General features: G+C 57.1%; 4 protein-coding genes and 2 pseudogenes. 5 read left to right on the top strand and 1 reads right to left on the bottom strand.

The annotated features are described in order from the left end of the window. From QM579_RS10030 to QM579_RS10010, 5 genes and pseudogenes are all read left to right on the top strand, one after another. Window positions 1–393, top strand: a 393-nt coding sequence (locus tag QM579_RS10030; RefSeq protein WP_414999020.1) for a serine O-acetyltransferase, incomplete at its 5' end; no start/stop codon positions are given. Continuing rightward, window positions 386–541 (top strand): hypothetical protein, encoded by a 156-nt coding sequence (locus QM579_RS10025; protein WP_414999019.1) that lies wholly within the window; start codon window positions 386–388, stop codon window positions 539–541. The genes QM579_RS10030 and QM579_RS10025, both read left to right, overlap by 8 nt. Before the next feature lie 861 nt (window positions 542–1,402). Next, entirely contained in the window at window positions 1,403–2,713 is a 1,311-nt protein-coding gene (locus QM579_RS10020) for an NCS2 family permease (protein ID WP_414999018.1), read from the top strand. Between the two features lie 166 nt (window positions 2,714–2,879). Beyond that, window positions 2,880–3,500, top strand: a complete 621-nt coding sequence (gene lepB, locus QM579_RS10015) for a signal peptidase I (RefSeq protein ID WP_414999017.1) — start codon at window positions 2,880–2,882, stop codon at window positions 3,498–3,500. Window positions 3,501–3,535: 35 nt separating this feature from the next. Continuing rightward, window positions 3,536–5,059, top strand: a pseudogene (locus QM579_RS10010) (YifB family Mg chelatase-like AAA ATPase). Window positions 5,060–5,419: 360 nt separating this feature from the next. Here QM579_RS10010 and QM579_RS10005 read toward each other — a convergent pair. Continuing rightward, window positions 5,420–5,958, bottom strand: a pseudogene (locus QM579_RS10005) (D-alanyl-D-alanine carboxypeptidase); the annotation flags it as partial.

Raw genomic sequence — 5,958 nt, 5'->3', positions numbered from 1 at the left:
CTTCAGGTTCCGGTGATTCCACGCATCATATCCGAGATGTCGCATTCGGCCACAGGCATTGATCTGCACCCCGGCGCGACCATTGGCGAAGAGTTTTTTATCGACCACGGCACGGGCGTTGTTATTGGCGAAACCTGTGTTATTGGACGCAATTGCCGCCTGTATCAGGGCGTCACTCTGGGGGCGTTGTCATTCCCCAAAAATGCGGACGGTACCCTGACCAAGGGCATACCGAGGCATCCCATTCTTTGTGATGGCGTGACAGTGTATGCCGGGGCCACCATTCTTGGCCGCGTCACCATTGGCAAGGGCGCAATTATCGGCGGTAATGTGTGGATTACCCAGGATGTGGCCGAAGGCGCGCGCATTCTTCAGGAGCGCCCGCGTGCCTGATGCCGGTTCCCGGCGTACTGGCCGCCGTTTTCTGCTCTGCCTTTCATTGCTGGCCCTGCTGGCGCCTCTGGTGCTTACAGGCTGCGGGCACGGTGTGCGTGTGCAGCCCAAGGGGCAGGTACAGACGAGTGTTGGCGTAGGCCGTTAAGGGGACGTAAATAAATCTTTTGTCCAACTGGTTGCGTTAAAAGGCCATTTTTTACTTCAGCCCTGTACCATAAGCGTGCATTCCTTTTGTAAAAAAGCCTTCTCTTCCCTTGGTACAAAAGCATTTGTTTGAAGGTCGCCCCAAGGCTGCTTTTACTGCGTTTTTTCTTTTTGAAGTGAGCGGTCTTTTTCATTCTGGTTGCGTACTCAAAAGTACCTGCCTTTATGAAAAAGGCCGCTTTTCTTGATATCAGGCTAAATCTGTCAGTCAAAAATCTTCTGGCAAGAATTTGATGTGCGTATTTTTGTTGCGCTGGGCCGGATATATGCTTTACCCAACCGCATCTGCGGCGCTATTGCCGGATGTCGTGCGCCCACGAAAGTACAGATGTGTGAAATGATGTTTCGGCGTGCCGATAATATCCTGCCGCAATGGCAAGTGTGCAGGCCGCGAATCCGCAGGTCGAGCCAGATGCATGACTGCTGACATGCCTGCCATCACACGGAGCAGGCAAGCGCGATTTAACGTGATTTTTCCATTGCTTCCGGCAGCCGGAAATTTTCCATTTTTCCAGGCAGGGCGCGGCTAAAAGCATGTAGACATGGCAAGCCGTATGTGGCATCCTGCCGCCTTCATTACGAGGGCGGAAAATTTTTGACCGCTCTTGCACTCTTTATCCATACAGTTTGTTGAAGCTCATGCCCATGCCTGCCCAGTGTTCGATGCCTGAATCTGAGCGGTAAACTGCGTAATTAATGACGGTAATCCCGCATGACGGGCGGCTGGGTATTTTGAGCTTTTTCTGGGGTTTGTTCTAATGTCCGAACCCCGTTTGGCGTCGCACAGTAAGGAGGAAACGCCATGAGTGTGCTGGAAAAACTGTTCAATCCCGCTGCAAGGGGCAGCACGGTCAAAAGAGAAATGCTGGCCGGTCTCACCAGCTTCATGGCCATGTGCTACCTCATCTTTGTGGTGCCCAGCATGCTGGCAGACGCGGGTATGCCCAAGGATTCCGCCGTGGCGTCCACCATATGGGTGACCATTATCGCAACTTTTGTGATGGGCGTTTGGGCCAAATTTCCTGTGGGCGTTGCTCCCGGTCTGGGCATCACGGCCTTTTTTGCCTACTACGTCTGTGGCCCTGCGGGCTATTCCTGGCAGACGGGCCTTGGCGCAGTGTTCATTTCGGGCATAGTTTTTCTGCTGCTCACTGTTACGCGCATTCGCCAGCTTATTATCAATGCTGTGCCGATGGATCTCAAATTTGCCATTGTGGTGGGCATCGGGGCCTTTATTGCCTTTATCGGTATGAAAAGCTGCGGCATCGTGGCGGCGGATCCGGCCACCTTTGTGACGCTGGGCAATCTTGGCAATCCCCAAACCCTGCTTTCAGTGGTGGGTATTTTTCTTATCGGCGGTCTGATGGCGCTGCGCGTGCGCGGGGCGATGATCATCGGCATTCTGGTTATTACTGTGGCCGGTATCGTGCTTGGCGTGACGCCCTTGCCGCAGGGACAGATTTTCTCCACCAGCCTGCCCATGCCCACTGAAACTTTTATGCAGATGGACATCAAGGGCGCACTGCACCACGGTCTTATTTCCATTATCTTCACACTGACGATGGTGGACCTTTTTGACAATATGGGCGTGCTCATCGGTCTTTCGCAGAAGGCAGGCTTCATTCGTGAAGACGGCCACATCGAAAATCTGGACAAAGCCCTCATCACCGACTCTATGGCTACTATGGCCAGCGCCGCTATGGGCGCTACCACGGCCACCAGTTACCTTGAAAGCGCCGCAGGCGTGGCCGAGGGCGGCCGCACAGGCCTCACTGCCGTCACCATCGCCGTTCTGTTCTTTCTGGCGCTCTTTTTCTCGCCCCTGGTGGGCATGGTGCCTGCCTACGCCACTGCGCCCGTGCTCATTATCGTGGGCGCAATGATGATGCAGGAAGTGGGGCGCATCAGCTTCAAGGACTTCACCGTGGCGCTGCCCGCGTTTCTGACCATCATCAGCATGCCCCTGACCTTCAACATTGCCACGGGTTTTGGCTTCGGCTTTGTGAGCTGGGTGGGTATCAAGGCTCTGGCCGGGCGCTTCAAGGATCTGAACATAGTGATGCTCTGCATTGCCATCTGCTTTGTGATCAACTTTGCCCTGCGTCTGCCTTAGGCTCACGCGGCAACCGTCGATACTCAAGCCCCGGCGTTCTGCGCCGGGGCTTCGCTTTTACGAAGATTCTTCGCCTCATCTTGCCTTTGGCGGCGCATAAGTGCATACTTTGCAGCCTGCATACAATTGGGCCATAAGGGCCATAAAGAATAAGGAACAGCACCATATGACCACGCTTTTGAGATCTGCGCCTGCCAAAAAGCCCCTGTGGCGCGAATATGGCGAAGCACTTTTTGTGGCCCTGCTGCTTGCTCTCGTAATTCGTACATTCGTAGTGCAAGCGTTTAAAATACCATCTGAATCCATGCTGCAAACCCTGCTTGTGGGCGATCACCTGCTGGCCAGCAAATTTGCCTACGGCGTCAAGATTCCCTTTACCAACCACTATGTTTACAAGGGCAATGACCCGCAGCGCGGCGAAATCATCATTTTTGAATATCCCAATGACCCCAGCGTCGACTATATCAAGCGCATCGTGGGCGTGCCCGGCGATGTCATTGAAGTGCGCGGCAAACAGCTGTTCCGCAATGGCGAGGCCGTCAAGGAAGGCTACATCCGCTTTACCCAGCCTGACCGCATTGAACCTGTGCGTGACAACTTCGGCCCGGTAACGGTGCCCGAGGGCAAGTATTTCGTCATGGGCGACAATCGCGACAATTCGCTGGATTCGCGCTTTTGGGGCTTTGTGGACCGCAGCGCCATTCGCGCCAAGGCCTGGCGTATCTACTGGTCTTGGGGCGGGCTTGACGATATGCGCTGGGACCGCATGGGCAAAAAGGTGGAATAGCCGTTACGGCGGTTGATGCACTGCAAGGAGGCCCAGTGGTAGTCCGGCTGAACAGCGGCGGCGTGGAAGGCGTTGATGCCTATCCCGTGGAACTGGAAGTGGATTTTGTGCGTCAGGGCCTGCCGGGCTTCACTATGGTGGGGCTGGCTGAGGCCGCAGTGCGCGAAGCCAAGGATCGTGTTTTTGCAGCGCTGCGGGCGGCCAACTTCAAGTTGCCGCCCGCGCGCGTTACCGTTAATCTTGCCCCGGCCTGGCGCCGCAAAAGCGGAGCCAGCTACGACCTGCCCCTTGCTGTAGGGCTGCTGGCCGCCTCTGGCGGTATCCCCGCTGAAGGCCTGCAACGGTTCTTCATGGCCGGGGAACTCTCTTTAAGCGGCGAGCTGCGCCCGGTAAGCGGCATTCTTCCCCTGGCCCTGCTGGCCCGCCAGCGAGGCGCGGCGGGTATTATCGTGCCGCCGGGCAACGGAGCCGAGGCCGCAGTTGTGCGCGGACTTTCCGTGTATACCCCCCGTAATATAGCGCAGTGCGCGGCCTTTCTGGCTGGTGCGGAGCCTCTTGATCCCCTGCCGGAACCGGAAAATACCGAGTTGCCGCCGCTCAGTCATGGCCTGGATTTTGCCGAAGTCAAAGGGCAGGAGGCGGCCAAACGTGCCCTTGAGATAGCCGCCGCGGGTGGTCACAATGTTCTGCTGCTTGGCCCGCCCGGCAGCGGCAAGACCATGCTTGCGCAACGCCTGCCCACCATTCTGCCTCCGCTGGATTTTGAAGAGTCCCTTGAAGTCACCAAGATTTATAGCGTGGCGGGCAAATTGCCCGACCATCAGGGGCTGGTGCGCCAGCGTCCATTTCGCGCGCCGCACCATACCATTTCAGACGTAGCCCTGGTGGGCGGCGGAGCTTATCCGCGCCCCGGCGAAGTGAGCCTCTCCCATCGCGGTGTGCTTTTTCTTGACGAGCTGCCGTAATTTCAGAAGAGCGCACTTGAATCGCTGCGGCAGCCTTTGGAAGGGGGCGTTGTTCACATTGCCAGATCCGCGCACAGCGTGATTTTTCCCGCTGCCTGCATGCTGGTGGCGGCCATGAATCCCTGCCCCTGCGGCTACCACGGCGATCCTACGCATGAGTGCAGTTGCCGCCCTGACCAGCGGGCCCGCTATCAGGCGCGTGTGTCTGGCCCCATGCTGGACCGCATTGACGTGCATGTGGAAGTTCCGGCAGTACCCTATGCGGATTTACGCCAAAGCCGCGCAGGTGAAAGCTCTGCCGCCATGCGGGAAAGGGTGCTTGCCGCCCGGGCGGTGCAGAGGCAGCGCTATGGTGGTGACGGCCCGCGTTGCAATGCGGAGCTTTCTGGCGCACTGCTGGACGCTCATTGTGAGCTTGACGCTGCCGGGCACGCCCTGATGGAAGCGGCGGTAAACCGCCTTGCCCTGTCGGCCCGCGCCTGCGCCAGAGTGTTGCGCATGGCCCGCACCATCGCTGATATGGAAGGTCTGGAGCGCATAGACGCGGCCCATCTGGCCGAAGCTGTTTCCTTGCGGGTGCTGGACAGGGGATAGCCTGCGGACGTGAACACTTATTAAGGTGTGTTGATACAAAAGGACTGCTGAACACTTGGGCGGAAATTTATCTCTGTATTTCAAGGCCATTTTGGGCAGATTGCATGCTGCGTTTCGCATTTTGCAGCGGCTATTCTGCATCCACGGCGCGGTATGGCGTGCTGCAACCGCGTGCCGCTGATCTATCTAGATTTTCAAGGTTAAGATGAGCTAATACGTTTTTTGACTGCAATGACAAACGGCCCTTTTCCTGAGGTTGAAGATCCTCCGGAAAAGGGCCGTTTTATTGGCCACAAACAAATTTTTAGGGGGTGGGCGTCTCAGGCCACCATATTTAGGGCATGCAAATAATTAAAGGCGTTAAATGGCGCGGTCTGCCGAACGCCGGGCTGCCTGATCAGAATCACGCTTCTGTTTGCCGCCAGCCTTGGCGGCTTCTTTCTTTTTGGGCTGCTGCTTGGCCTTGGCCGTCTGCTTGGGCTTGCTGTTCTGCGCCTTTTTGCTCTTGGTGATCTTTTTGGCGGGGGCGTCGTCGCCGCCATAGGTGAGCCTGGCTTCCCGGGCGGTCTTGTGCATGTCGGGCCGATACTGTTCGGGGGGCAGGCAGTCCAGCGCCGCTACAACCGAGGCTGCGCGATTGTCGCAAACCTGAAAACCGGCATCCAGCAGGCGAAATGCCTCGACACCGCGAGTGCGGGAGTCCGGCGCGCCCAGTATGACTGCCAGCAGGCGTTTGTCGCCGTGGCTGGCAGTAAAGATAAGGTTGTAGCCTGAAGCATTGACCCATCCGGTCTTGAGGCCGTCCGCACCGGGGTATTGGCCGAGCAAGGGGTTTTTGTTCCAGGTGACGCGGCCCTTATGGCTGATAGTGTGGGTATTGTGAAAGCGCAGGGCATCGG

The organism is Desulfovibrio sp., from assembly GCF_047607245.1.
In the GTDB taxonomy this organism is placed as follows: domain Bacteria; phylum Desulfobacterota; class Desulfovibrionia; order Desulfovibrionales; family Desulfovibrionaceae; genus Desulfovibrio.
Note: the sequence above shows the minus strand (reverse complement) of the source record. Positions and strands in the feature narration are given on the sequence as shown.